This is a genomic window from Streptosporangium sp. NPDC023825 (genome assembly GCF_040639575.1).
In the GTDB taxonomy this organism is placed as follows: Bacteria; Actinomycetota; Actinomycetes; order Streptosporangiales; family Streptosporangiaceae; genus Streptosporangium.
Genome location: NZ_JBFAAE010000072.1, coordinates 9,582 through 35,020, shown reverse-complemented (window position 1 = coordinate 35,020; position 25,439 = coordinate 9,582). Strand labels below are relative to the sequence as shown.

Genomic DNA, 25,439 nt, shown 5'->3' with positions numbered 1-25,439 from the left:
CCGGCTCACGCCCGCTCACCAGTCCTCAAGTGAGCCGAACAACTCACCAGTCCTCAAGTGAGCCGAACAGCATCCAGGCGGGAATACCGACGAAGAAGGCGCACACGACGATGTCCATGACGAGAGCCCCTCCGGTGTTCAGGCCGTAGGCGAGGGCCCGCGTCGCGACCTCCACCGGCACGATGCTCATGAACACCCAGACGAAGGTGCGCCAGAAGAGCATGAAGAACCCGTCCCACCAGCCGAACAGCAGTCCCCACAGCAGGACTCCGAGGCCGAGGAAGGCCAGGCGCAGCCAGTGGCCGAGCGTCCCGCCCACCTCCGGCAGGAACCACTGCGTCCTGCCGGCCACCTCCGCACCGACGACCTCCTCGTGCCAGGACCGCAGCGTGACCGGCTGGCCCTCCCGCGCCTTCTCGTAGAGGCTCCATGACACCTCACGAGCCTGCCGGGCACCTTCGGCCCGCTGCCAGGTGACCTCGTAGTGCGTGGTCGTGGTCGTGTGGCCCTCGGAGTCGGTGTGCGTCGTGGTGTAGGTGCGTCGGCCGACGACGGAAGCCGGCTCCCTGACGAAGCAGTCGTCGGTCGTCCGCTCGCATGTCACGACCTCGTGGAACTCACGGGTCTGCCGGTACGGGTCGGCGGCGGCGACGAGTGCCACCACGATCACGCCCAGGCCGAGCGTGACCACGATCAACCGTCCGACGGAAAATCCGGGCGCCGACCCGGAGAATGACGATCGGCGATATCGGTGGAGCATCATGAACCCCCACGGCCATTACTCGTCAGTGGCGTTCAATCGCTGTCTCCATGATGCTTCCGCGCGGCTCGCGACGGGCGCTGTCGGCTCGTTCGGTTTCCGGCCCGGACCTGCGTGTGTATCGCGAGTTTTCCTTTGTTCCGGTGTGGTGGCGAGCCTACGGCTCTTCCTGCCTCTTGCCCCGGATGCGACTTCTGTCGGGCCCGCATGCCAGACTTCCCCCGATCTGGTCCCGTGGAGAGCAGGATTTCCGTGGTCTACAGCTGGCTTGACGACACCTCGTTCTGCGCGACGCACGTCCGCGGCCTCACCCCGCACGAGGCGTTGGCCCGCATCGGGATCGAGGTGTTCAACGGCGGCGACGAGGAGGGCGAGATCGAGGAGGGTCTCATCTGCGCCCATCCGGCCGAGGGCGGCACCATCCTGAGCGAGTGGAACGGCTTCGTCGGCACGCTGGACGAGGTGTTGCGGCCCCTGTCGGCGGACACGGTCACGGCGAGCGTCTTCGTCAACGTGAACAGTGTCGCGGACTTCGTCCACTACGCGGATGGTCGCAAGATCCTGTCCTTCGATCCGCTGATCCCCCATGAGACGGACAACGCCCAGGCGGACTACCTGGCCGACCGGATCGAGCTCGGCCTGGTCCACGGCAACGCGGAGGGCGGGCTCGCCGCGGCGCGGCGGCTGGCCGAGCGCATCACCGGGGTCCGGCCGAACACGTCCAGTCACATCGCGACCGCCCATGGCGTCCTTGAGTACTGAGGCCCTCCATCCTCACGTGCCGGACCTCACGTGCCGGACACGGGCCGAGGTCGCGGGCACCCGCGACGGGTGCGAAACGTCGCCGCCGTCAGCCGTTCCCGCGGGCGAACCAGTCGACGGTCCGGCGCAGTCCCTCCTCAAGCCCGAGGGTGGGCCGCCAGTCGAGGATCTCGGTGGCGGCGGTCAGGTCGGCGATCCTGGCGCTGTCCAGCGCCCTGTCGGCGATGACGCCGTAGCGGGGACGGACCCGGCCGCCGACGATCTCGGAGAGCAGTTCCGCGGTGTCGCGGATGGAGGTGCCCGTTCCCGTGCCGATGTCGAAGGCGCGGCCCGCCGCCTCCGGGGTCCCGGCCGCCGCGAGGAAGGCGTCGACCACGTCGTCGACGTACACCCAGTCGAGGTGGCGCGTTCCGCTGCCGAGCTCGGGTGTCCGCCCGCGCAGCAGCGACAGCGCCACGTAGGGGACCAGCTTGCGGGTGTCCTGGCGGCCGGGCCCGTAGACCATGCCGATCCGCAGGTTGCTCACCTGGACGCCCCACAGGTGGTGGAACATCCGCGCGTAGCCGTCGGCGGCCCACTTGGACGCCGCGTACGGCGAGGACGGCGCCCGGTCGCCCTCCTCCGGCCGGAGCTCCTCCAGCGAGCCCGCCAGCACCACCCTGGTCTCGGGGACCGCGGCGACCGCCGTCAGCAGGTTGACCACGCCGGTGAGGTTGCTGTGCAGCATCGGCAGCACGAGCCGCGGATCCCTCGCCCCGGCGACCTCGCTGGCCAGGTGGAACACGACGGCCGGGCGGGTCGAGCCGATGAGCCACTCGACCGTGCCCGCGTCGGCGACGTCCGCGACGTGCCACGTCTCGCCGTCCGAGCTCTCCCTGGACCGGCGGCTGACCGCGTGCACCCGCGCGCCCAGCGCGATCAGCCGCCGCACCAGGTGGGCCCCGATGAAGCCACCGGCCCCCGTCACCAGTACGGGCCTCGCCCGCCAGTGGTCTTCCGCTACCGGGTCGGCCATGTGCTTTCTCCTGGTTCGGGGGGATTTTTAGCAGATAAGCGGTAAGGCCCGCTCCGAAGAGCGGGCCTTACCGTGTGGTGTCGTGCGGTTGTTCCGATCAGCCGATGCGCCAGGTGTCCCCGCCGAGCAGCAGGTCGTTCAGGTCGCCCGGCCCCCGCTCGCCGACGGCCTCCTGGAGCTGCTCGGCCATGAGCTCGTCGTAGGAGGGGCGGTCGACGTTGCGGAAGACGCCGATCGGGACGTGCTCGAAGGCGGGCTCGTCCAGCCGGGAGAGCGCGAAGGCCAGCGACGGGTCGGCGCGGTGGGCGTCGTGCACGAGGATCTCGTCCTCGCTCACCGCCGACCTCGGGACGACCTCGATGCCGCCGTCGGCCGCCCTGCGCACGGCCTTGGAGGCCGAGGCGATGGGCTGACCGTGCTCCAGACGCAGCGTGATGTCGTCGCGCTGCTCCGGGTCCTTCAGCGGCTCGAAGGCGTTGTCGTTGAAGATGTTGCAGTTCTGGTAGATCTCGACCAGGGAGGTGCCCCGGTGCTCGGCGGCCTCGCGCAGCACCGACTGCAGGTGCTTGCGGTCGGAGTCGATGGTCCTGGCCACGAAGGAGGCCTCGGCCCCGATGGCCAGCGAGATCGGGTTGAACGGCTTGTCCAGCGAGCCCATCGGGGTCGACTTCGTGATCTTGCCGATCTCGGAGGTCGGGGAGTACTGGCCCTTGGTCAGGCCGTAGATCCTGTTGTTGAACAGCAGGATGTTCAGGTTGACGTTGCGGCGCAGCGCGTGGATGAGGTGGTTGCCGCCGATGGACAGCGCGTCGCCGTCACCGGTGATCACCCACACCGACAGGTCGGGACGCGAGGCGGCGAGGCCGGTCGCGATCGCCGGGGCGCGGCCGTGGATGGAGTGGAACCCGTAGGTGTCCATGTAGTACGGGAACCGGGAGGAGCAGCCGATGCCCGAGACGAACACCATGTTCTCGCGCTTGAGCCCGAGCTCCGGCACGAACGACTGGACCGCGGCCAGGATGGCGTAGTCACCGCACCCGGGGCACCAGCGGACCTCCTGGTCGGACTTGAAGTCCTTCATCCCGAGCTTGACCTCGGACTTCGGGACCAGCGAAAGCGCCCCGCCCCTTCCGGGGGTGGAGACCACGGGCAACTCAGCACTACTCACTGTCGATCACGTCCTGGATCACGCCGGCAAGTTCCTCGGCCTTGAACGGAAGCCCGCGCACTCGGTTGTAGCTGATGATGTCGACCAGGAAGCGGGCGCGGAGCAGCAGCGCGAGCTGGCCGAGGTTGATCTCCGGCAGGAGGACCTTGTCGTACGCGCGCAGGACCTCGCCGGTGTTGACGGGCAGCGGGTTGACGTGCCGCAGGTGAGCCTGGGCGACCTTGCCCCCGGACCTCCTGATGCGCCGCACGGCCGCCGCGATCGGCCCGTACGTGGACCCCCAGCCGAGCACCAGCACGCGGGCGTCGCCGTCGGGGTCGTCCACGGCCAGCGGCGGGATGTCGTTCGCGATCCCGTCGATCTTGGCCTGCCGGACCCGGACCATCCGGTCGTGGTTATTGGGGTCGTAGGAGATGTTGCCGGTGTTCTCGGCCTTCTCGATGCCGCCGATCCGGTGCTCCAGGCCCGCGGTCCCGGGGATCGCCCAGGGGCGGGCGAGGGTCTCGGGGTCGCGCTTGAACGGCAGGAAGGTCGTGCCGTCCTCGCCGTTCGGCCCCGAGGCGAACTCGGTGGAGATGTCGGGCAGGTCGGCGGCGTCGGGCAGCTTCCACGGCTCGGAGCCGTTGGCGAGGTAGCCGTCGGAGAGCAGCATGACCGGGGTGCGGTACTTCACCGCGATCCTGGCCGCCTCCACCGCCGCGTCGAAGCAGTCCGACGGGGTCGAGGGCGCCACGATCGGCAGCGGCGACTCGCCGTTGCGGCCGAACATGGCCATCAGCAGGTCGGTCTGCTCGGTCTTGGTCGGCATGCCGGTGCTGGGACCCGCGCGCTGCACGTCGACGATGATGAGCGGCAGCTCGGTGGTCACCGCGAGGCCCACGGTCTCGGCCTTCAGCGCGACACCCGGCCCGGAGGTCGTCGTGACCCCCAGCGCCCCGCCGAAGGCGGCGCCGAGCGCCGCCCCGACGCCCGCGATCTCGTCCTCGGCCTGGAAGGTGCGGATGCCGAACCGCTTGTGCCTGGACAGCTCGTGCAGGATGTCGCTGGCCGGGGTGATCGGGTACGAGCCGAGGAACAGCGGCAGTTTCGACTGCACCGAGGCGGCGATCAGGCCGTAGGCGAGCGCCTGGTTGCCGGAGATGTTGCGGTACACCCCGGGGGCCAGCTTGGCCGGCTTGATCTCGTACGAGACCGAGAAGGACTCGGTGGTCTCGCCGTAGTTCCAGCCCGCCTGGAAGGCGGCGATGTTGGCCTTGGCGATGTCGGGCTTCTTGGCGAACTTGGTCTCGAGGAACTGGATCGTCGCCTCGGTGGGCCGGTGGTAGAGCCAGCTCAGCAGCCCGAGGGCGAACATGTTCTTCGAGCGCTCGGCGTCCTTCTTGGACAGCGCGAAGCCTTCGAGGGCCTTGACCGTCAGCGAGGTCAGCGGCACCGCGTGGACCCGCCACTCGGCGAGCGAGTCGTCGTCGATGGGGCTGCCGTCGTAGCCGACCTTCTGCAGGTTGCGCTTGGTGAACTCGTCGGTGTTGACGATGAGGTCGGCGCCGCGCGGCAGGTCGGAGAGGTTGGCCTTCAGCGCGGCGGGGTTCATCGCGACCAGGACGTTGGGAGCGTCGCCCGGCGTGAGGATGTCGTGGTCGGCGAAGTGCAGCTGGAAGCTCGACACCCCCGGCAGGGTGCCTGCGGGGGCGCGGATCTCCGCCGGGAAGTTGGGAAGCGTCGACAGGTCGTTGCCGAACTCCGCGGTTCCGGCCGTGAAGCGGTCACCGGTCAGCTGCATGCCGTCGCCGGAGTCGCCGGCGAACCGGATGATCACGCGGTCGAGTTGCTGAACCTGCTTGGTCACAGCTCAGTCCTCCTCGACGCGACAGGGCGCCGTTGCTCGTGGCACATTCTTTTTTCCATGCTAGATCCTCGGGGTCACGCGTAGTCTTTTCGCGTTCCACTCGGCGAAGGAAAGTGACCTTTGTCGCATATCCTTGACGGCCGCTGAGTCGAAACTGAGTCGAAGCTGGGCGCGGACATCGCGCGCCGCGGCCGTCGTACGGCCTACGGGGGAGTCACGATCGCAGACGGTCGGCCCGACACAGCCCGGCCGCGAGCCGACACAGGTCAACGTGCAGGCGGCCGAAGAGGACAGTTGGGATCACGATGCCCAACTATATGTCCCGTCGCGAAGAGGCTCTCATAGCCTCCGGCTATGGCCCCATAGCCTCAGGTTATGACATGGATTGCTTTTCCAGCACATCGGGCATGGTCCCGGAGTCGTAGGTCCGGCCCGGCTCCATCGCTCGCGGGCCGTACAGCTCCGGGACAGTGACAAAGGTATAACCCTTTGCGGTGAGCTCACGCAAGATCGCGGGGGCCGCGTCGACGGTGGCGTGGTGGAAGTCGCGCATGAGGACGATCGATCCGGGCCTGACCTGCGCGACGGTCCTGCGGGCGATCGCGCGGGGGTCGGAGTCGCGCTTGTCCTCGGCGTCCACGCTCCAGCGCACCACGGACAGGCCCAGCCGGCGCGAGACGGAGGCCACCTGCTCGTCGGTCACGCCGTACGGCGGGCGCATCAGCGTGGGCACCTGGCCGATCGCCTGGGTGATCGCGTGCTGCGCGCGGGTGAGCTGGTCGGCGAGGACGGCGGAGGGCAGCGCGCTGAGGTCGCGGTGGGACCAGGTGTGGTTGGCCACCAGGTGTCCCTCGTCACGCATGCGCCGCAGCAGCTCGGGACGCGCGGAGGCGTTGGAGCCGAGGCTGAAGAAGGTCGCCCTCGCCTTGTACGCGCCGAGGATGTCGAGCAGCCGCCCGGTCTCGGGACCCGGCCCGTCCTCGTAGGTCAGCGCCACGCACCTGGCCTTCGCGCAGTCCACGGTGCCCGCCATGGAACTGCGCGCCGCGGGCTTGTCCATGCTCGCCGCGAGCATGTCCTCCTGCGAGGTGAGGGTCGCGGTCCTCACGGAGGCCCGCTGCGCCCGCAGCCCGGTCGCCGACAGCAGTGGCGCCGCGGTCGCGGACGGCACGGCGACCGCCACCCGGCCGGCGACGCCCAGCCCCACCTGCTTGTCGTCGAACTCCACGACGAGGTCGCCACGCGGGTTGAAACCGATGGAGTCGAACATCGAGGGTTCCGGTCTGAGCGCGTTGGGGTTCACCAGCGGTCCCCGCAGCGCCAGTTCGCCCCTGACGATCCCGGCCAGCGTGGTCAGCGCAGCGACGTCCCTGAGCAGGCCCGGGGAGTCCAGGGCGCGCCGGCTCGCCCGGTCGTACCAGACGGTGGTCCGCGACTCGCTCCAGCCGGAGCCCATGGACTGGCCGATGCGCAGCCGCACCCCCAGGACCTCGGGGGACGCGGCGGCGAGCTGCCAGTCCACGTTGAACTCGGGGTTGGGCAGGGCGTTCGCGGGGACGTCGTGCCAGGTGAACCGGTTGAGGCTCCCGGTCACCGTCTTGCGGAGCTTCTCGGTGAGCCGGGGGGCGTCGGCGATGGCCGGGTAGGTGGCGTGCACGCGCCGGCCCCTGGCCTCTCCCGTGTTCAGGCTTCTCGTGCTCAGGCCCTGGACCATGGAGGGATCGACGTAATTGATCAGCGTTGGTTCAGAGGGGATGGGGGAATTCGCGTGGGGGGAGGCGGTGGCTACACCGCAACCGGCCAGCATTGCGGCCATCAACGCGATTCCTCCGCCGAATCGCAGTTTAACCATAAACTAACGTTATAGGGGTTTATGGGGCATTTACCCCGTCTTGATGTTAAGTGGACGGAGGCTTTAGCGTTTCGCGGTCTCCGGTTTCCCTGCGTGACGGGAAGCGCGGATACTGCTATAGGTAGGGCGGAGAGCCCCGTACGGCAGGTCCCGGAGCGTTGCGCGGCGTCCCGGAGCGTTCCGGCGGCGGCCCCGAGGAGGAGAGGCCATGAGCGGATATTTCGGCTCTTATGTGGTGGTCCTCGCGCTGTTCGCGATCGGCTTGCTCATCGTCGCCGGGGCGCTGCTCGTCAACCGGGGGCTCCGGCCGAGTCGCCCCACCCCGGAGAAGCTGCTCACCTACGAGTGCGGCGTCGACCCGGTCGGCGACGGCTGGGCCCAGTCCCAGATCCGCTACTACGTGTTCACCTACCTGTACGTGGTCTTCGCGGTGGACGCGGTCTTCCTGTTCCCCTGGGCGACGGTCTTCGCCGCGCCGGGCTTCGGGACGACCACCCTGGTCGAGATGTTCGTCTTCCTCGGCTTCATCGCGCTCGGCATCCTCTACGCCTGGCGCAAGCGCGCGCTCACCTGGACCTGAGAGCTCGAAGGCCCGGCCTGGGAGCTCGACAGGCCGGACCTGGAAAGTCGAAGGGCCGGGCGAGCGCGAGCACCGACTCTGAAGGAGAATGCGTGCCATGGCGGATCTCCCGATGCCCACCGTGGGGCCAGTCTCGCGTCTGGCTCCCAAACCCATGCGCTTCATCCTGAACTGGGGGCGCCGTTACTCGCTGTGGGCGTTCAACTTCGGCCTGGCCTGCTGCGCGATCGAGTTCATCGCGACCTCGATGAGCAGGCACGACTTCATAAGGTTCGGGGTCATCCCGTTCGCCAACGGTCCCCGGCAGGCGGATCTGATGATCGTCTCAGGCACGGTGACCGACAAGATGGCGCCCGCGGTCAAGCGGCTCTACGAGCAGATGCCCGACCCGAAGTACGTGATCTCCTTCGGCGCCTGCTCCAACTCCGGCGGCCCGTACTGGGACTCCTACTGCGTGACCAAGGGGGTCGACCAGATCATCCCGGTCGACGTCTACGTCCCCGGCTGCCCCCCTCGCCCCGAGGCGCTGCTCCACGGCATCATGATGCTCCAGGAGAAGATCGCAGCGGAGAACCTGGGTGACCGCTATGCCTGAATTGCCAGAACCCACGTCCGGTTCCACGCCCGAACCCGCCTCCGGTTCCGCGCCCGGACCCGCGCTCGGTCCTGAGGACGGTTCCGCGCTCGGTCCTGGGGACGGTTCCACGTCCGGTTCCGCGCCCGGTTTCGTGTACGGCGAGGGCGCCCGGGTGTCGGAGTCCTTCGGCCAGACCACGGTCGACGTGGATCCCGGTGGCTGGATCGACCTGCTGCAGTCCGCCAGGGCCGGGGGCTACGAGTTCTTCGACTGGCTGACCGCGGTGGACGAGCCGCCGGAGGCGTTCGCGGTCGTCGCCCACCTCTTCGCCCCCGTCGCGCACACCCACCTGCTGCTGCGCACCCGGATCCCGCGCGCCGACCCCCGGCTGCCCAGCGCGGTCGGTGTCTTCCGCGGAGCCGACTGGCACGAGCGCGAGACCTTCGAGATGTTCGGCGTCGTCTTCGAGGGCCACCCGAACCTGGTGCCGCTGCTGCTTCCCGAGGGCTTCGAGGGTTTCCCGCTGCGCAAGGACTTCGTGCTCGCCGCCCGGGTCGCCAAGGCCTGGCCGGGGGCCAAGGAGCCCGGAGAGTCCGGCCACGGTTCGCCGAGCCGCCGCAAGACGCTCCCGCCGGGGGTGCCCGCCGACTGGGGGCGCGAACGTGACGCCTGAGACTCCCCGGCGGCCGTCCAGCCGCGATGCCTGTGACGCCCGCGCTGTCGGTGATGGCCGGGGGTCTCCCCAGAAGGACCGGAGGTGCCCGTGATCGCCGAGGTGCTCGACGTCGCGGTACGGCTTGTCGTGATCGTCGCGATCTTCCTGGTGCTGCCACTGGTCGCCGGGCAGATGGAGCACAAGGTCATGGCGCACATGCAGTCGCGCCTCGGTCCCATGTACGCCGGAGGCTTCCACGGCTGGGCCCAGTTGATCGCCGACGGGGTCAAGTTCATGCAGAAGGAGCAGGTGATCCCGACCGCCGCCGACCGCCGGGTCTTCAGCCTGGCCCCCGGCGTGGCGCTGGTCCCCTACCTCCTGGTGATGGTCGTCATCCCGGTCGGACCCGGGCTGGTCGGGGTCGACCTGGACGCCGGACTGTTCTTCGTCCTCGCCGTGATGGGGGTCGGCGTGCTCGGCTCGATCATGGCCGGGTGGTCCTCGGGCAACAAGTACTCCGTCCTGGGCGGGATGCGCTCGGCCGCCCAGCTCATGTCGTACGAGCTGCCGCTGGTCCTCGCGGCCTCCAGCGTCGCGATGGCGGCGGGCACGCTCTCCCTGCCGGGCATCGTGGAGGCCTGGCAGTGGTGGTGGCTGCCCTGGCAGGCGATCGGCGGCGTGGTCTTCTTCGTCGCCGGGCTCGCCGAGCTCCGCCGCCCGCCGTTCGACATGCCGATCGCCGACTCCGAGATCATCATGGGGCCGATGACCGAGTACACCGGCATGAGGTTCGCCCTGTTCATGCTGGCCGAGTACGCCGGGATCATCGTGATCTCCGCGCTCACCAGCGTGCTCTTCCTCGGCGGCTGGCACGGCCCGTTCCTGCCAGGGCCGGTGTGGATGCTCCTCAAGGTGTTCCTGCTGGTCTTCGTGATCATCTGGCTCCGGGTGAGCTATCCCCGCCTGCGCGAGGACCAGCTGCAGCGGCTCGCCTGGGTCGTCCTGGTACCGCTGGCCCTGGTCCAGCTGGCGCTGACGGGAATCGTCAGGGTCGCCGCGGGATGATCTTCTCCTTTCCGGTCGTTCCGCGTACCGCCCGGACCGTCGTACCGAACGATCTGACGTTCGAAGTGCCCACGCAGGGCAGGGAGTAAATACACTCTGTGACACCACCTGCCAAGGACGGAACGCATGACCCTCGCGCTTGCCGTGGAAAAGGATGAACTGGTCGTCGATGTGCCGGAACATCCGGCGGTGCGGCTGCCGCTCGCCGGGGAGGGCCGGGTGAGCACGCTGCTGATCTTCGGTTATCCCGGCAGGGGGAGGACGAGATACGGCCTGGCGGTGCTCGACGAGTCCGGCCTGGTCATGCTGGAGGCTCCGGGGTCCCGGTCGAAGAAGGCGGTGAAGGCGTTCGCCGCGGACAACGGGCTGGAGTTCGAGTTCCGGGCGTTCGACACGCCGCAGCAAGCCAGGGTCGCCCTCGCCCGGAGGTCGCCGAGATGGCGCGCGGTGACCTGGCGCCGGGCGCCCGCGCCCCTGCCACGCCTGCGCGTGCCCGGCGCGAGAAGCCTCAGACCGCCTCTGAGCTCGCCGAAGGTGTGGTGGCGAGAGCAGCTGCTGTACGTGCTCATGTGGGCGGTGCTCGCCTATGGTGCGGTCTTCGTGGCGCTCGTGCTCCTCAACCTGACCGAGACCCGCGCCGACGTCACCCGGGGGATGGGCCCGCTCGGGATCGCCGCCCTGGTGCTGGCCGCGCTGACGGTCGCCGGGGCCGTCGTCGTGGTCGGGGTCGGCCGCCGCAGGTCCCGCAACCAGACCGCCGAGGGACGCGTGCTCAGGCGCGAGGGCCAGCCGCACTGCCGCCTGGTGGTCGTCCACGGCCGCCTGCTGCTGGAGACCGCGCGCAGGACCCGCGAGCTGGACGCGTCCGAGCTGCTGCTGTACTCGGCGGAGTCCGGGGTGACCGGCCTGATGGTGGGCGGGGAGTTGTTCCACCTGCCGGGACACTGGGACGCCGAGGACGTCGAGCGCTTCGCCACCGGGAACGGCCTTGGGTTCGAGGTCCGCGCGCTGACCCGCGACGAGTACCTGGAGCTGACGGCGCGGGCGAAGGACGCGGTTCCCTAGCCGGGCTTCGCCCGCGCCGTCACGTCTCCTCCGCGTGGCCTTCTGGCGCCGGCTGCTCAAGCCTTCCCGGCACCGGTTTTCGAGGCACCGGTTGGCGAGGCATCGGTTGGCGAGGCACCGGTTTTCGGGTGCCGATTTCCGCGCCGGCTTTCCATGTCGGTTCTGCGCGCCGGCTCTTCATATCGGCTTTTCGCGCGAGTGCCGGTGGTCCTGGTTCCCTACTGCACGATTCGCAGCATGATGTCGGCGGCCGTGGGCCGGTTTCCCGGCTGCTTGTCCAGGCAGGCGGCGGCCAGCGGGCGCAGTGACTGGGGCAGGGCCGCCAGGTCCGGCTGGTGGTTGATCACCCGGTTCAGGATCGCGGGGATGGTGTCCTCCCCGAAGGCCACCTTTCCCGAGGCGGCGAAGATCATGGTCGCGGCCCAGCTGAACACGTCGGTCTCCGGGCCGATCGCCCCGCCGGAGAGCTGCTCGGGCGACATGTAAGCGGGGGTGCCCATGATGTTGCCCGATGTCGCGGTGACCTGGTCGAGGGCTCGGGCGATGCCGAAGTCGATCACGCGGGGGCCGTCGGCGCCGATCAGCACGTTGGCCGGTTTGAAATCCCGATGCACCACGCCGGCCCGGTGGATCGCGGCCAGCGCGCCCGCCGTGGCCAGGGCCAGCCTGGTCAGGCCGTCCCCGTCGCGCGGACCTCTGTCGCGGACCAGCTGCTCCAGGGAGTCGCCCTCCACGTACTCGCTGACGACGTACGCCTGGTCCTCGTTGATGTTCACGTCGAGTACCCGTGCCGTGGAGAACGTCGCCACCCTGCGGGTCGCCTCGACCTCCCGCAGGAACCGCTCCCTGACCACCTGGTTGCCGTTGAAGTGCTCGTGCAGCACCTTGATCGCGACCTTCTGCCCCTGCGGGTTGAGCGCGAGGTGAACCGTTCCCTGGCCGCCCTTCCCCAGGTTGCCGATCAGCCGGTACGGCCCGAGCCAGCCCAGCGGGGCCGGGGCCTTCTGGCTCTGTGAGGTGTAGGCGGGCAGACTCTGCGCGAAGGGGGCGTGGGGATTCTGTGAGGTGTGGGTGGGCTGGCCCTGCGCGAAGCGGCCCTGGGCGTACTGGGGCGCGTACTGCGGCGGCCGGTCGTCATGGCGGGGCTGTGGCGGCCGCTGGTACCCGCCGTGGTGCGGAGGCTCCTGGTGGTGTGACTGTGGCCATTGCGCGGGCGGGTACCCGGCCGAGGTCGCGGTGGGACCCGTCTGGTATCCCGGCACTCGGGGCGGGTCCTGCACGTGGCCGTACCCCTGAGACCCCTGAGACCCCTGAGACGGTCCCGGACGGAATTCCCGGGACGGCCACCGCCGGAAAACCGATCCTCTGAGGATCAGTGCGTGACCCAGCCCGCCGATCCAGCTGCCCAGCAGGCCGATCGTCCCGATGGAGTCCAGCACGACCGGGATGTCGTTGGAATCTCCATAGGTTCCCGCGATGACCATGAAAATACCGATGCCGAGCCCGTAGAAGACGGCGGCGACGGCCAGCAACGGGCTCCGCAGCCGGCGCGCGGCATGGCCGATCACGAACGGCGTCCCGATGCCGCAGGTCAGCAGGGGTACCAGCGCCCACACGACGCTCCACGCCGTGTTGGATCGCGCCGGTGGTTGCGACTGCCAAGCCGGCCCGTACTGGTGGGACATGTGGCGAACAATACGATTTTTTCAGAAGGTCCGCAGTCGCTTCGATGGCGAGCCTGTGGTTGGAGAGCGGTTATCGAACACACAGTCTGTGGATAACTTCTGTGGATAACCCGGTTCTCCGGTTGATACCTCTCGCCGCGACGGTCTCCGGGGCCCACGCATTCCCGAGCGCCCCGCTGTGCGCCATGATGTTGAGTTGTGGCACGGATACCAGGAGTGGGACTGGCGAAGGGACTTTCCGTCACCCTTCGCCACATGCTGAACAGGTCGGTGACCCAGCAGTATCCCGAAGTCCGGCCGGAGTTGCCCCCGAGGAGCAGGGGGGTGATCGCGCTGGTCGAGGAGAACTGCACGGTGTGCATGCTCTGTGCCCGCGAGTGCCCCGACTGGTGCATCTACATCGACTCCCACAAGGAGACCCTCCCCGCCCCGGAAGGCGGTCGTCCCCGGGCCCGCAACATGCTCGACCGTTTCGCGATCGACTTCTCCCTGTGCATGTACTGCGGGATCTGCATCGAGGTCTGCCCCTTCGACGCGCTGTTCTGGTCTCCGGAGTTCGAGTACGCCGAAGGCGACATCCGTAACCTTCTTCATGAGAAGGACAAGCTGGCCGCCTGGGCCCAGACCGTACCGCCGCCTCCGGCCCACGAGCCCAACGCCGATCCGCCCAAGGAACTGGCGGCCACCTCCCGCCCGGTCCGTCCTCGCCCGGCTCCCTCCGCTGCCGGAACCGGGAGCGGCCCCGCCGCCGGTCCCGTTGTTCCCGCCGGTCCCGGCCCCGCGGGCGGTCCTGGTCTCACCGCCGGCCCCGGTTCCGCAGCCGGCTCCGGCCCTACCGCCGGTCCTGGTCCCGCGGCCGGTCCTGGTTCCGCGGCCTCCGCCTCCGCGCCCGGCGCGTCGGCTTCGCCGTCCGGAGCCCCGGCGCCCCCCGCCGATTCCCGCTCCGGGCCGGGTCTCCCGCCGGGCCCCGGAGTCTCCGCGCCCGGTTCCGGCACCTCCGCGCCCGATGGCCCGTCTTCGCCGCCCGGGCCTTCGCCGTCCGGTTCCCCGTCCTCGCCACCCGCCTCACCCGCTCCCGGCACCCCCGATGGGCCGCCCGTGCGGCGCGGTCCATCCTCGGGCAGGTCGTCCAGACCGGGCACCTCGGCGGGGCACGCGAGCGTCCGGGCCATCCGGCCACCGGGTGCCCTTCCGAAGAAAAACGATCCGTCCACAGGTGGGCCATCCGTGGAGAAGTTATCCACAGGCGGGGGTGAGATGCCTCCGGCGGCGGCCACACCGGAGCAGACTCCTTCCACGGATCCGAGCGGAGAGGCCGAGGAGGAGAAGTGACCGAGGTGCCGTCCTACCTGTCGCCGACCGGGCAGGAGATCGTCTTCCTTCTGCTGGGCGCGGTGGCCGTCGGGTCGGCGCTGCTCGTCGTGACCACCAGGCAGCTCGTCCACGCGGCCCTGTGGCTGGTCGTCTGCTTCGGCGCGTTGGCCGGGTGCTATCTGGTGCTCACCGCCGAGTTCGTCGCCTGGGTCCAGGTGCTGATCTACGTCGGCGCGATCGTGGTCCTGCTCCTGTTCGGGATCATGCTCACCCGTGCCCCGATCGGCAGGAGCGCCGACCTCGACAGCCCGAACCGTCCGACCGCGGCGATCGTGGCGATCGCCACCGCGGCCGTGCTGGTCACCGTCGTCGTCGACGGCTTCCGCATGGCCTACGTCCAGCTCGAACCCGGTGGTGGATCGGCCAGTGAGCTCGGTTCCAGCATCTTCCGTAACTGGGTGCTCCCGTTCGAGGCGCTCTCGGTCCTGCTGCTGGCGGCCCTGATCGGCGCCATCGTCCTGTCCCGCACGGACATCCGCGGGAGGGACTGACGTGCACGTCGTCTATCCCGCGGTCGTCTCGGCGCTACTGTTCTCCATCGGCGTGTACGGGGTGCTCGCCCGCCGCAACACGATCCTCGTGCTGATGTCCGTCGAGCTCATGCTCAACGCTGTCAACCTCAACCTGGTCGCCTTCGACGTGTGGTTGCGCGACCGGCTGCACGGCGGGCAGGTCCTCACACTGTTCGTCATCGTGATCGCCGCCGCCGAGGTCGGCCTCGGTCTCGCGATCATCCTCGCGCTCTACCGCAACCGCCAGACCGTCGACCTCGACCGCCTCCGCTCCCTGTCCGACCCCACGGACACCGACCTCGCCGACGCCGGTCCCGGCAACACCGGCCCCGACTCCTCATCTGCGGAGCGCCCTCCGGCCGAGGTCCGGAGCCGGTCCCAGACACGGACGCACCCCCAGACCGGGACCGATGCGCGGCGCTCCCGATCCGGGGCCGGATCCAAAGCCGGATCCGAGGCGGACACGAGGCCGGGTGACGCGCCATGATCACTATCGCCTCGCTCGTGATCCTGCTGCCCTTCCTCGCGGCGCTCACCGGCCTTCTCGGCTCCCGTTTCCCCCGGCGCCTCCACCACGTGACGCCCTCGGCGACCGGCGAAGGCGGCATCCTCGAGGCCGACGCACCCCGGGCCGACGCTCCCAGGAGTGACGCCTTCAAGGTCAACGTCGACACCGCCGCCAATCACCGGGCCGCCTGGATCGCCGTGGTGCCCACCGCCGTCTCCGCGGCCCTGGCGATCTGGCTGGCCTACGCGACCTGGGCTGCCACCGGCGGGGGCGGAGCCGAACGGTCCGCCCCGGTCGGGCCGGGGGGCCAGGGGACGATCGACGGTGTCACCGCGGCGTTCACCGTCATCGAGACGGGTTCGGTGCCGATCTCGGTCGGGCTGCTGGTCGACGGCCTCGCCGCGTCGATCGCCGTGCTGGTCGCCGTGGTCGCGCTGGCGGTGCAGATCTACTCCGTCGGTTACATGCGCGGCGACCGGCGCTACCCGTCCTACAGCTCCTTCATCAGCCTGTTCACCAGCGCCATGCTGCTGGTCGTCTACGCGGCGGACCTCATGGTCCTCTACGTGGGCTGGGAGATCATGGGCCTGTGCTCCTACCTGCTGGTCGGGCACTGGTGGGAAGACAGGGCCAACTCGCGAGCGGCGATCAAGGCGTTCCTCGTCACCCGGATCGGCGACGTCGGATTCCTGTTCGGCATCTTCGTCCTCGGGACGGCGGCGGGAAGCTTCAGGATCGCCGACGTCATCGCCGAAGTCCCCGAGATGTCCTCCGGCACGCTCATCGTCGCGACCATGTTGCTGCTCGCCGGGGTGGCGGGGAAGAGCGCCCAGGTGCCGTTGCACGTCTGGCTTCCCGACGCGATGGCCGGACCGACACCGATCAGCGCCCTCATCCACGCGGCCACCATGGTCGCCGCGGGCATCTTCGTCGTCGCCCGGCTCTACCCGGCCTTTCTCGGTGCCCGCCCCACCCTGGACGTCCTCGCGGTCCTGGCCGCCATCGGCATGCTCGGCGCGGCCTTCGCCGCCCTGGCCCAGGACGACCTCAAACGCGTCCTCGCCTACTCCACGATCAGCCAGCTCGCCTACATGGCCGGTGCCCTGGCCGCCGGGTCCCGGAGCGCCGCGATCTTCCACCTGATCACCCACGGCGCTTTCAAGGCACTTCTTTTCCTCTGCGCCGGGGCGGTGATCCACGCGGTCGGCTCCAACCTGATGAGCACGATGGGGGGCCTCAGGAGAGGACTTCCCGTCACCTTCGCCGCGATGACGATCGGCTTCGCCGCGCTCATGGGCCTGCCTCCGGCCAGCGGCTTCTTCAGCAAGGACGAGGTGCTGGTGGCCATCGAGCACTCCCTGTCCTCCGGGCCGCTGACAGGCGCCGCGGCCCTGCTGCTCTACGGCTGCGCCCTCGCCACGGTCGCGGTGACCGGCGCCTACGCCACCCGCGCGTGGCTGCGGACCTTCTTCGGGCAGCGTGCCTCCCAGATCCAGGCCCAGACCCAGCCCGCGTCCATGTCCACGCCCGTGTCCGGCGCGCCGCATACCGTCCGCGACGCTCACACCCCCGTTCACGAGGCCCCGGCCACCATGCGCTGGCCCATCCTCGTCCTGGCCGTTCCGGCCCTGCTCCTCGGTTTCGCCCGTGTCGGCGACGTTCACTGGGACGCCGCCGTCCTCAGCCTCGCGGTGGCGCTGCTGGGGGCGGGAGCGGTCTACGCCGTGTGGCGCTCCGACCCCCTGGCCGACCCGGCTCGCCTGCTCGGTCCCTTCCGAGCCCCTTGCGAGCAGGCCTTTCACGTCGACTCCGTCTACACCGGTCTGTTCGTCCGACCCGTGCTGCTCCTGGCGAGTCTTGTCGTCCGCGCCGACGGTCGCGTGGTGGACGGTGCCGTGCGCGGCTCGGGCCGGGCGACCCTGAGCCTGGCCGGGCTGGTCCGCCTGGTGCAGAACGGCAACGCCCAGCTCTACATCACCGGCCTGCTGGCCGGAGTCCTCCTGATCGCGGCCGGGGCGGTGATCTTTAGATGATCTCTCTGCTGTTCTGGGGCGTCGTTGCCCTCGTCGTGCTGCTTCTCATCCGTCTGGCGGTGACGCGCCGTTGACCTCCTTTTCGCCACCGAGCACACGACCGGATTCGAACCCGACACCGAACCAGAACCCGACACCGAACCAGAAACCGACACTGAATCCGAAACCGACATCGAATCCGGACCCAGGACCGGACACCGGGGCGAACCCAGGACCGGACCCTGTGCCGAAACCGGTGCCGAACCTCGGTGAGGTGGCCACGCCATGAGCTGGATGCTGATCGTGCTCCTCGGGGTGCCGCTCGCCGGAGCCGCCGCGCTGCTCGCACCGTTCGGGTCGGACGTCGCGGCCAGGGGGCGGCTGCTCAGGATGCACGGCCTGGTCGTCTCCGGCCTCACGTTCGCGCTGTCGGTGGTGCTGGTCGCCGCGTTCGACTACGGCGACGCCGCCCGGGTGCAGTTCGCGACCGACCTGGCCTGGATCCCCGGCCTCGACCTCAGGTTCCACCTCGGCGTGGACGGGATCTCGCTGCCGCTGGTCGTGCTGACCACGCTGCTGACCTTCCTCTGCTTCGTCTACCTGTGCCGGGGGCGCGCCGACGGCCCCGGGCAGCTGCTGAGTCCCCGGCCCGGTGGCAACCGGCCACGGGCGCTGGTGTTCACGCTGCTCGTGCTCGAAGTGGGCATGATCGGCACCTTTCTCGCGCTCGACCTGTTGCTCTTCTTCGTGTTCTTCGAGGTCGTCCTCATCCCGATGTACTTCGTGATCGCCATCTGGGGCGGGCGTGCCCGCCGGGCGGCGGCGATCAAATTCATCCTCTACACCCTGCTCGGCTCGGTGGTCCTCCTGCTGGGACTGTTGCTCATCTGGTCCCAGACCGGCACCCTGGACATGATCGCCCTCGCGCGGGCACGGGGAACGGGCATGTCCCCCGCGGTGCAGACCATCGCCTTCCTGGCCGTCGGCATCGGCTTCGCGGTCAAGACCCCGATGTGGCCGCTGCACACCTGGCTGCCCGACGCCCACACCGAGGCGCCGACCGTCGGTTCGGTGCTCCTGGCGGGCGTGCTGCTCAAGATGGGCACGTACGGCTTCGCCCGCGTCGCGATCCCGGTCCTGCCCGACGGCGCCGCCGCGACGGCCCCGTGGCTCGGGGTTTTCGCGGTGATCGGCATCGTCTACGGCTCGCTGGCCTGTCTCGCCCAGCGTGACCTCAAAAGGATGATCGCCTACTCCTCGGTCGGCCACATGGGTTTCGTGCTCCTGGGCTTCGCCACGCTCACTCCGGCCGGAGTCAACGGCGCCCTGTTCGGCAACATCGCCCACGGTCTCATCACCGCACTGCTGTTCTTCATCGCCGGAGCGATCAAGGAGCGCTACGGCACCTCCGACATGCCGGCCCTCGGCGGTGGCATGCTGACACGCCTTCCCCGCCTCGCCTCCCTGCTCACCTTCGCCTGCGTCGCCTCGCTCGGGCTGCCGGGACTGGCGGGCTTCTGGGGCGAGATGCTGGCCCTCCTCGGTGCCTTCGAACCGGCCGCGGGTCTGTCGCGCCCCCTCTACCTGGTCTTCATGGCCCTGGGAGGTCTCGGTACCGTGCTGACCGCCGCCTACTTCCTGCTCATGCTCTCCCGCGTCACTCACGGCCGGGGTACCGAGACCGTCCATGTCCCGGTCCTCGCCGCGGCCGCCGCGGGCGGCCTGCCCTCCACGGGACCGACCGGGGAGGAGGGCGATCGCGACGGTGGCGCCCCCGCCGGTGAGACGGGGGAGAAGGAGGGCCCCCTCATGGCAACCGCCGGCGGGGGCGGCGCTCCTCCTCCGGCGACTCCGGCGACTCCGGCGACTCCGGCGACTCCGGCGGCTCCGGCGGCTCTGGGGACTTCGGCGGCTCTGGGGACTTCGGGGGGTTCGAGGGCCGGGGCGACTTCGCGAGTCGCTTCGGGAGCGACGAGCACGGACAGATCGCGCATGCCCGACGTCTCGGGCCACGAACTGGCCGCCTGGGTGCCGTTGATCGCGTTGATCCTGCTGTTCGGGCTTTGGCCCAAGGCGCTTCTTCTCCTCACCGATCCGGTGGTCCGGACCCTGGTGGGCGCGCCGTGATCCAGTCGATCGACTACTACGCGGTCGCGCCGCCCCTGATCCTCGCCCTCGCCGCAGGGCTCGTGTTGCTCCTGGACGCCTTCCTGCCCCGCAGGCCGTACGTCCGGACGGCACTCGGAGCGGTCACGCTGTCCGGGGTGGTCGCCGCACTGGCGGTGGTGATCTCCCAGGCGGTACGCGCCGGAGAGCCGCTGAGAACCTTCTGCGTGCCAGAGGGGCTGCTCGGCTCCCCCCGCGCGGTGATCGGCGCCATCGCCCCCTCGGTCACCGGGCCGGCGGCGCCCACGGCCGCCGTGGCACCGTGCTCGTTCGTGGTCGACGACTTCACGCTGGTCTTCGCCGGGCTCGCGCTGTTCGCCGGGATTGTCGTGGTGCTGCTGTCGGCGGCCGAACTCTCCTCCGGGGACATCCCCGTCGGAGAGTGGTACTTCCTGCTGCTCTGCACGCTGGCGGGTGCCGTCGCCCTGCCCGCCTCCCGTGACCTGATCATGCTGGTGGTCGCGCTGGAGCTCGTCTCGCTGCCGGTGTTCGCGCTCACCGCGCTCAAGCGTTACGACGGCCGGAGCTCCGAGGCGGCGGTCAAGCTCTTCCTGGTCTCCGTGGTCTCCACGGCGGTGATGCTCTTCGGGGTCTCCCTGCTGTACGGAACGACCGGCACCGTCTACCTCGACCGCATCGCCCACGTTCTGCGACAGGACGTCCCCGCCGCCACCGGCCTCGGGCCCGGCCAGGGCGACGTCGGTGACGTCGGCGCTTACGAGTCCTCGCTGCAGATCGCCTACGACCTGCCCGCCGTGGTCACCGTGGCCGTGGTCCTGGTCCTCGCGGGGTTCGCCTTCAAGATCGCAGCGGTGCCGTTCCACGCGTGGGCGGGTGACGTCTACCAGGGCGCGCCCGTCCCCGTCGCGGCGCTCCTCTCCGTCATCTCCAAGGCGGCGGGGTTCGCGGGGCTGATCCTCATCCTGGTCGTCGCCCTGGGCGGCCAGGGGGCCGTCTGGGTCCCGCTGGTCGCGATTCTCGCCGCGCTGACCATGACCGTCGGCAACCTCCTGGCCACGCGCCAGCGCCACGCCGTGCGGTTGCTCGCCTGGTCGTCCGTCGCCCAGTCGGGCTACATCCTCGCTCCCCTCGGCATCAGGAACGACGAGGCGATGAACGCCTCGGTCGCCTACCTGGTCTTCTACGCGGCGATGAACCTCGGGGCGTTCGCCGTGGTCACGCTGGTGTCGAGGAGGTCGGGCGGGGGAGAGCTGGACGACTACCGGGGCCTGGCGTTCCGGAGCCCGGCGGCCGGGCTGGCGCTGGCCTTCTTCCTGATCTGCCTGGCGGGCCTGCCCCCGGGGCTGGCCGGACTCTTCGCCAAGATCGTGGTGTTCCGGGAGCTCATCGGCGGAGGCGGTGGCTGGCTGGCGGCCGTGATGGCGGTCAACACCGTCGTGGGTCTCTACTACTACGTCGCCTGGGTCGTGCGGATCTTCACTCCGCTCCCGGTGACCGAGAGCCCTGCGATCGGGAGCGTCGTGGCGGGCAGCGCTGTGATCGGGGATGCCGCGCCGGGCAGCGCCGTGACAGGAAGCGTCATGACGGGCAGCGCCGCGCCGGGCAGCGTCATGACGGGCAGTGCGGAGACGGGTGGCCGCGGCACCGGATGGATACCCGCGAGCGTGGCGGTCGCGGTGGCCGGGATCGTCGCGATCGCGTTCTCGGCCGCCCCCCAGCTGGTCCTCGATCTCGTCCCCGCGGCGCTCATCGCCGCGGGCTGAACCATCCGGGAACGTTCGACCTGGCCGGAGACGTTGTCACAGGTGAATCAGCATCAACCGAAAGGGGGGTGTAGTGCACCACAACGGTCTGCGTACCGCGGTCCTTCTCGGCGCACTGTCCGCGGTGATCATCGTGGTGGGGGCGTGGTTCGGAGGCGGCGCCGGCGTGCAGATCGCGGTCCTGGTCGCGCTGGCGACCAGCGGCGTCGCCTACTTCTTCTCCGACCGCATCGCGCTGTCGGCCATGCGCGCCCGGCCGGTGGGTGAGGTGGAGCAGCCGCTCCTCTACCGGATCGTGCGCGAGCTCTCCACCGAGGCCCGCCAGCCCATGCCCCGCCTCTACGTCTCGCCGACCATGCAGCCCAACGCCTTCGCGACGGGGCGCAACCCCCGCAACGCCGCGGTCTGCGTGACCTACGGGATCACCCAGCTCCTCGACGAGCGCGAGCTGCGCGGGGTCATCGGGCACGAGCTCTCCCACGTCTACAACCGCGACATCCTGATCTCCTCGGTGGCCGGCGCGCTCGCCACGATGATCACCTACCTCGGCTATGTCGGCTTGTTCTTCGGTGGTGGGGACGAGGACGAGGGCCCGGGGTTCATCGGCGCGATCCTCATGATCGTGCTTGGCCCGGTCGCGGCCGGAATGATCCAGATGGCCATCTCCCGCTCCCGCGAGTATCAGGCGGACGAGTCCGGCGCCCGGCTGACGGGTGATCCGCTGGCCCTCGCCTCGGCCCTGAGAAAGATCGAGATGGGCACCCGTCAGCTGCCCCTCCCGGAGAACGGCCGGATCGCCTCCGCCTCCCACCTGATGATCGCCAATCCCTTCCGCGGCGCCGGGATCGGCCGGATGTTCTCCACCCACCCGCCCACCGCCGAGCGCGTCGCCCGCCTGGAGCGCATGGCCGGCTACCGCCGCTGACCCCGCGCTCCCGTGAGCCTCCACAGCCCGTGACGGTCAGGGAGTCAGCCCGGTGACGATCGGGTTGTGGACGGATCCGGGGACGACGAAGCCACTCACCCGTTCCGTGCCGCCCGACTCCTGATCGACCCGATACCAGGTGTAGCGGGTGCCGCCCCCCTTCCTGGTCCTGCGCGGGATGACCGTCTGCAGGTCGAGGCGGCCCGCGCCGTTCCAGCGCATCCGGGTCGGAGTCCTGTCGACGGGCACGGCGATGGGATCGTGCCTGGGGATGCCGCCGGTGGGCACGTTCCACAGGCGGATTCCCGTGTCACGTGCCGTGAAGTGGGCGACGGTCTCGCCGCCCGGGCCGAGCGCGCCCCCCACCGGAACGCGCCCCCGCTCGGCGAAGGGCGACATCGAGTAGATCACCGCCTGAAACGTGTTATCCACCACGAGTACGAACTTCGCGTCAGGGCTGAAACTCCACGGTCGCAGGCCAGGTGACACCGGGATGCTCTCCCCGCTGTACGTGTCCAGGATCCGATGCTCCCAGCCGACGCCCAGCACCACGTACCGCCCGCCGGGAGAGAGATCGACCCGTGCCGCGCGCAGGGCGTTCGACCACATCACTCCCGGCACCGCGCGCACCTCGCCGGTGGCCACCTCCCGCACCACCAGCGCCCCACCCCGCCGCTGGAAGTACGCGACATACCTACCGTTCGGCGACAGGGCCAGCGGTGCTCGTTGCCTCCCCACGGAGAAAACCCGGGCGTCGGGGAGAGCGACCACCCCGCCGCCGCGTACCCAGAGCTTCCACGGAGCGCAGACACACCCGTCGAGTCCCGCGTACCGGGCCGGAGGTCGCGCACCTCGGGCCTCCGCGGGGACACCCGCCCCCACGACCACGGCGACCGCGCCGACGCAAACGCTCAAGCGGCAGAACAACCCCACTGAGGCCCCCCGAGTCTTCCGGACATACGGGGGGTGTCCGTCGCTTACCGGCTTACTGTACGCCCAGGGGAAGGCCGACCGGTGGTGTCGCCGTGAGTGTCATCCGATCGCGGGAAGCGAGCGGAACCCCCTCCGGTGCGGGCGAACGGACCGGCCCCCGCGAGGGCCGGTCCCGGGGCGGCCACCGGCCGGCCGTCTCAGGAGTGCTGCGTGACCGGGTCGGTCTCCTGCGCGGAAAGGCCGGGGATGCCGTCGATGCTCTCGCGGTTCTTCCGCGCCCGGTGGGTGCGCCGCTGCTGGACGTCCTTGCGTCCCGCCCACTCGTCCAGCAGCGTCCGGTCCTTGTCGAAGGACATGAACGGTACCGAAAAGCCGCAGGAATCGGAGATCCGGTCACAGTCGACGACGACGATCGACCGCACGCCCGGATGCGGGCCGAAATTCTTGATCAGTGTTGCGAAGTCGGGACTATCCGGTACGACGACACGGCCGGTGCCGTACAGGCGGAGGATGTTGGGAGTGCCGGAGAAGGCGCAGAACATGACCGTGATGCGGCCGTTCTGGCGGAGATGGGCGATGGTCTCCACCCCGCTGCCGTCCAGGTCCAGGTAGGCGACGGTGGTGTCATCGAGAACGGCGAAGGTGTCGGCGTACCCCTTGGGGGACATGTTGACGTGGCCGCCCTGCTCGGGAGCCGTCGCCACGAAGTAGACCGGCTGCGCTCCGATGAACTCACGCAGCCGATCGTTAATCCTGTCATGAATTTTCCCCATGAACAGGACGATAATTCTTCATTGTTTGCCGGTCGGCACCGTGTCCGGTAGTTGCCTCCGGCAGGGAGGGCCGTACCGGAATTCGGACGGCTCGGCCTGGGCGGACCGTTGCCGGAACGTGAAGAAGGGTGACCCCTGCGCGGGCCACCCGTCTTCATGTTCGGGCGGGCACGTTATGCGAGCGCCGGTTGACCCAAGGGACGCGGCGCGCTCACCGGAGCCTCGTCGAGCGGCTGCGGGGGAGCGTTGAGCACCTCCTCGTCGATACGACCCTCGCTGCGAGCGACGAGGACCGGTACCACGATCTGCCCCGCGACGTTGGTCGCGGTGCGGATCATGTCGAGGATCGGGTCGATGGCCAGCAACAGGCCAACGCCTTCGAGCGGCAGGCCCAGCGTGCTCAGCGTCAGCGTGAGCATCACGGTCGCGCCGGTCAGACCGGCCGTCGCGGCCGAGCCGACCACGGAGACGAACGCGATCAGCAGGTACTCGCCGACCCCCAGCGGGACGTTGAACACCTGCGCCACGAAGATCGCCGCCAGCGCCGGGTAGATCGAGGCGCAGCCGTCCATCTTGGTGGTCGCGCCGAACGGCACGGCGAAGGAGGCGTAGTCACGGCCGACGTCCAGACGCTCGATCGTGACCTTCTGCGTCAGCGGCAGCGTGCCGACCGAGGAACGGGAGACGAAGGCCAGCTCGATCGCGGGCCATGCGTTGCGGAAGAACGTGATCGGGTTGACCTTGCCGACCAGCGCCAGCAGCGTCGGGTAGACGGCCAGCAGGACGATGAAGCAGCCGGCCTAGACGCCGAGGGTGAACTTGGCCAGCGGTGCGAGCAGGTCCCATCCGTACGTGGCGACCGACTTGCCGATCAGGCCGGCGGTCCCGATGGAGGCCAGGCGGATGACCCACCACAGCGCCTTCTGGACCAGTTCGAGGATCGAGCGGCTGAAGTCGAGGAACGGCTCGGCCTTCTCGCCGATCGCGATGGCCGCCGCGCCGATGACGACCCCCAGGAAGACGATCTGGAGGACGTTGAGCTCGGTGAACGCCGTGACGATGTTCGTCGGAACGATGCCGGTGAGGAAGTCGACCCACGTGCCGACGTTCCCGGGCGCCTTCGCGCCCGCCGTGCTCAGGGCGACGCCTTGGCCGGGGTTGATGATCAGGCCGAGGCCGATGCCGACGATGACGGCGATCAGCGCGGTGGCCAGGAACCAGAAGAGCGTCTTACCTGCCAACCTTGCCGCGCCGTTGACGTTGCGGAGATTGGCGACGCTGACCACCACGGCGGTGAACACCAGCGGCGGTACTGTCAGCTTGAGCAGCTGGACGAAGATTTTTCCGACCAGAAGCCAGAAGTAAGGGGATTAGGCTGCCGGAGACCGGAGACCGGAGACCGGAGACCGGAGACCGGAGACCGGAGACCGGAGACCGGAGACCGGAGACCGGAGACCGGAGACCGGAGACCGGAGACCGGAG

Annotated in this window: 21 protein-coding genes and 2 pseudogenes; 13 read left to right on the top strand and 10 right to left on the bottom strand. The window is 69.6% G+C overall.

What is annotated here, in order from left to right:
• Window positions 1-43: 43 nt before the first annotated feature.
• Window positions 44-697 (bottom strand): hypothetical protein, encoded by a 654-nt coding sequence (locus AB0G15_RS37850; RefSeq protein WP_362849771.1) that lies wholly within the window; start codon window positions 695-697, stop codon window positions 44-46.
• Window positions 698-994: 297 nt separating this feature from the next.
• On the opposite strand from AB0G15_RS37850, the gene AB0G15_RS37845 reads away from it, so the two are divergent.
• Window positions 995-1,522: a DUF6461 domain-containing protein gene (locus AB0G15_RS37845; RefSeq protein ID WP_362849769.1), complete on the top strand. Its 528-nt coding sequence runs from the start codon at window positions 995-997 to the stop codon at window positions 1,520-1,522.
• Between the two features lie 88 nt (window positions 1,523-1,610).
• On the opposite strand, the gene AB0G15_RS37840 is transcribed toward AB0G15_RS37845, so the two are convergent.
• The 5 genes from AB0G15_RS37840 to AB0G15_RS37820 all read right to left on the bottom strand — a co-directional run bounded on the left by AB0G15_RS37840 (window position 1,611) and on the right by AB0G15_RS37820 (window position 7,367).
• Window positions 1,611-2,537: an NAD-dependent epimerase/dehydratase family protein gene (locus AB0G15_RS37840; protein WP_362849766.1), complete on the bottom strand. Its 927-nt coding sequence runs from the start codon at window positions 2,535-2,537 to the stop codon at window positions 1,611-1,613.
• Window positions 2,538-2,634: 97 nt separating this feature from the next.
• Complete coding sequence (locus AB0G15_RS37835; protein ID WP_362698296.1) at window positions 2,635-3,705, bottom strand: 2-oxoacid:ferredoxin oxidoreductase subunit beta; 1,071 nt, start codon at window positions 3,703-3,705, stop codon at window positions 2,635-2,637.
• On the bottom strand, window positions 3,698-5,551 hold the full coding sequence (locus tag AB0G15_RS37830; RefSeq protein WP_362849763.1) for a 2-oxoacid:acceptor oxidoreductase subunit alpha: 1,854 nt from the start codon (window positions 5,549-5,551) through the stop codon (window positions 3,698-3,700). Before AB0G15_RS37830 ends, AB0G15_RS37835 begins: the two co-directional genes overlap by 8 nt.
• Before the next feature lie 214 nt (window positions 5,552-5,765).
• Window positions 5,766-5,855: a putative leader peptide gene (locus tag AB0G15_RS37825; RefSeq protein WP_362698292.1), complete on the bottom strand. Its 90-nt coding sequence runs from the start codon at window positions 5,853-5,855 to the stop codon at window positions 5,766-5,768.
• Window positions 5,856-5,924: 69 nt separating this feature from the next.
• Window positions 5,925-7,367: a polysaccharide deacetylase family protein gene (locus tag AB0G15_RS37820; RefSeq protein WP_362849760.1), complete on the bottom strand. Its 1,443-nt coding sequence runs from the start codon at window positions 7,365-7,367 to the stop codon at window positions 5,925-5,927.
• Between the two features lie 244 nt (window positions 7,368-7,611).
• Between AB0G15_RS37820 and AB0G15_RS37815 the strand changes: the two genes are divergently transcribed.
• From AB0G15_RS37815 to AB0G15_RS37795, 5 genes are all read left to right on the top strand, one after another.
• Complete coding sequence (locus tag AB0G15_RS37815; RefSeq protein ID WP_362698286.1) at window positions 7,612-7,983, top strand: NADH-quinone oxidoreductase subunit A; 372 nt, start codon at window positions 7,612-7,614, stop codon at window positions 7,981-7,983.
• A gap of 154 nt (window positions 7,984-8,137) precedes the next feature.
• Window positions 8,138-8,578: an NADH-quinone oxidoreductase subunit B gene (locus AB0G15_RS37810; protein ID WP_246474028.1), complete on the top strand. Its 441-nt coding sequence runs from the start codon at window positions 8,138-8,140 to the stop codon at window positions 8,576-8,578.
• A complete protein-coding gene (locus tag AB0G15_RS37805) occupies window positions 8,571-9,233 on the top strand; it encodes an NADH-quinone oxidoreductase subunit C (RefSeq protein ID WP_362849756.1) in 663 nt (220 codons plus the stop codon). Before AB0G15_RS37810 ends, AB0G15_RS37805 begins: the two co-directional genes overlap by 8 nt.
• A gap of 93 nt (window positions 9,234-9,326) precedes the next feature.
• Window positions 9,327-10,280: an NADH-quinone oxidoreductase subunit NuoH gene (nuoH, locus tag AB0G15_RS37800; protein ID WP_362698338.1), complete on the top strand. Its 954-nt coding sequence runs from the start codon at window positions 9,327-9,329 to the stop codon at window positions 10,278-10,280.
• A 126-nt stretch (window positions 10,281-10,406) separates the two neighbouring features.
• Window positions 10,407-11,345, top strand: coding sequence for a hypothetical protein (locus tag AB0G15_RS37795; RefSeq protein ID WP_362849753.1), 939 nt, complete (start codon window positions 10,407-10,409; stop codon window positions 11,343-11,345).
• 218 nt (window positions 11,346-11,563) lie between these two features.
• Here the strand turns inward: AB0G15_RS37795 and AB0G15_RS37790 are convergent, their stop codons facing one another.
• Window positions 11,564-13,030: a protein kinase gene (locus tag AB0G15_RS37790; RefSeq protein WP_362849750.1), complete on the bottom strand. Its 1,467-nt coding sequence runs from the start codon at window positions 13,028-13,030 to the stop codon at window positions 11,564-11,566.
• Window positions 13,031-13,285: 255 nt separating this feature from the next.
• Here AB0G15_RS37790 and AB0G15_RS37785 point away from each other — a divergent pair, with 255 nt between their 5' ends.
• From AB0G15_RS37785 to htpX, 7 genes and pseudogenes are all read left to right on the top strand, one after another.
• On the top strand, window positions 13,286-14,362 hold the full coding sequence (locus AB0G15_RS37785) for a 4Fe-4S binding protein (protein WP_362849747.1): 1,077 nt from the start codon (window positions 13,286-13,288) through the stop codon (window positions 14,360-14,362).
• Window positions 14,359-14,895 (top strand): NADH-quinone oxidoreductase subunit J, encoded by a 537-nt coding sequence (locus tag AB0G15_RS37780; protein WP_362849744.1) that lies wholly within the window; start codon window positions 14,359-14,361, stop codon window positions 14,893-14,895. Before AB0G15_RS37785 ends, AB0G15_RS37780 begins: the two co-directional genes overlap by 4 nt.
• Window position 14,896: 1 nt before the next feature.
• A pseudogene (nuoK, locus tag AB0G15_RS37775) lies at window positions 14,897-15,181 on the top strand (NADH-quinone oxidoreductase subunit NuoK); the annotation flags it as partial.
• A gap of 218 nt (window positions 15,182-15,399) precedes the next feature.
• Entirely contained in the window at window positions 15,400-17,457 is a 2,058-nt protein-coding gene (locus AB0G15_RS37770) for an NADH-quinone oxidoreductase subunit L (RefSeq protein ID WP_362849741.1), read from the top strand.
• Window positions 17,458-17,721: 264 nt separating this feature from the next.
• Window positions 17,722-19,563: an NADH-quinone oxidoreductase subunit M gene (locus AB0G15_RS37765; RefSeq protein ID WP_362849739.1), complete on the top strand. Its 1,842-nt coding sequence runs from the start codon at window positions 17,722-17,724 to the stop codon at window positions 19,561-19,563.
• Window positions 19,560-21,326 carry an NADH-quinone oxidoreductase subunit N gene (locus AB0G15_RS37760; RefSeq protein ID WP_362849737.1) on the top strand — a complete coding sequence of 589 codons (1,767 nt, stop codon included), beginning with the start codon at window positions 19,560-19,562 and terminating at the stop codon, window positions 21,324-21,326. Before AB0G15_RS37765 ends, AB0G15_RS37760 begins: the two co-directional genes overlap by 4 nt.
• A 73-nt stretch (window positions 21,327-21,399) precedes the next feature.
• Window positions 21,400-22,251, top strand: coding sequence for a zinc metalloprotease HtpX (gene htpX / locus AB0G15_RS37755; RefSeq protein ID WP_362849734.1), 852 nt, complete (start codon window positions 21,400-21,402; stop codon window positions 22,249-22,251).
• Between the two features lie 36 nt (window positions 22,252-22,287).
• Here the strand turns inward: htpX and AB0G15_RS37750 are convergent, their stop codons facing one another.
• The 3 genes and pseudogenes from AB0G15_RS37750 to AB0G15_RS37740 form a co-directional block, all read right to left on the bottom strand.
• Window positions 22,288-22,989, bottom strand: coding sequence for a hypothetical protein (locus AB0G15_RS37750; protein WP_362849731.1), 702 nt, complete (start codon window positions 22,987-22,989; stop codon window positions 22,288-22,290).
• 392 nt (window positions 22,990-23,381) lie between these two features.
• Window positions 23,382-23,957: a pyridoxamine 5'-phosphate oxidase family protein gene (locus AB0G15_RS37745; protein ID WP_362849728.1), complete on the bottom strand. Its 576-nt coding sequence runs from the start codon at window positions 23,955-23,957 to the stop codon at window positions 23,382-23,384.
• 173 nt (window positions 23,958-24,130) lie between these two features.
• Window positions 24,131-25,297: pseudogene (locus AB0G15_RS37740) on the bottom strand (dicarboxylate/amino acid:cation symporter).
• Window positions 25,298-25,439: the final 142 nt, after the last annotated feature.

Excerpts from the sequence above, each read along its gene's own strand:
- AB0G15_RS37840 (WP_362849766.1), bottom strand. The coding sequence starts at position 2,537 with ATGGCCGACCCGGTAGCGGAAGACCACTGGCGGGCGAGGCCCGTACTG.
- AB0G15_RS37820 (WP_362849760.1), bottom strand. The coding sequence starts at position 7,367 with ATGGCCGCAATGCTGGCCGGTTGCGGTGTAGCCACCGCCTCCCCCCAC.
- AB0G15_RS37815 (WP_362698286.1), top strand. The coding sequence starts at position 7,612 with ATGAGCGGATATTTCGGCTCTTATGTGGTGGTCCTCGCGCTGTTCGCG.
- AB0G15_RS37810 (WP_246474028.1), top strand. The coding sequence starts at position 8,138 with ATGCGCTTCATCCTGAACTGGGGGCGCCGTTACTCGCTGTGGGCGTTC.
- AB0G15_RS37805 (WP_362849756.1), top strand. The coding sequence starts at position 8,571 with ATGCCTGAATTGCCAGAACCCACGTCCGGTTCCACGCCCGAACCCGCC.
- AB0G15_RS37795 (WP_362849753.1), top strand. The coding sequence starts at position 10,407 with ATGACCCTCGCGCTTGCCGTGGAAAAGGATGAACTGGTCGTCGATGTG.
- AB0G15_RS37790 (WP_362849750.1), bottom strand. The coding sequence starts at position 13,030 with ATGTCCCACCAGTACGGGCCGGCTTGGCAGTCGCAACCACCGGCGCGA.
- AB0G15_RS37785 (WP_362849747.1), top strand. The coding sequence starts at position 13,286 with ATGCTGAACAGGTCGGTGACCCAGCAGTATCCCGAAGTCCGGCCGGAG.
- AB0G15_RS37770 (WP_362849741.1), top strand. The coding sequence starts at position 15,400 with ATGATCACTATCGCCTCGCTCGTGATCCTGCTGCCCTTCCTCGCGGCG.
- AB0G15_RS37765 (WP_362849739.1), top strand. The coding sequence starts at position 17,722 with ATGAGCTGGATGCTGATCGTGCTCCTCGGGGTGCCGCTCGCCGGAGCC.
- AB0G15_RS37745 (WP_362849728.1), bottom strand. The coding sequence starts at position 23,957 with ATGGGGAAAATTCATGACAGGATTAACGATCGGCTGCGTGAGTTCATC.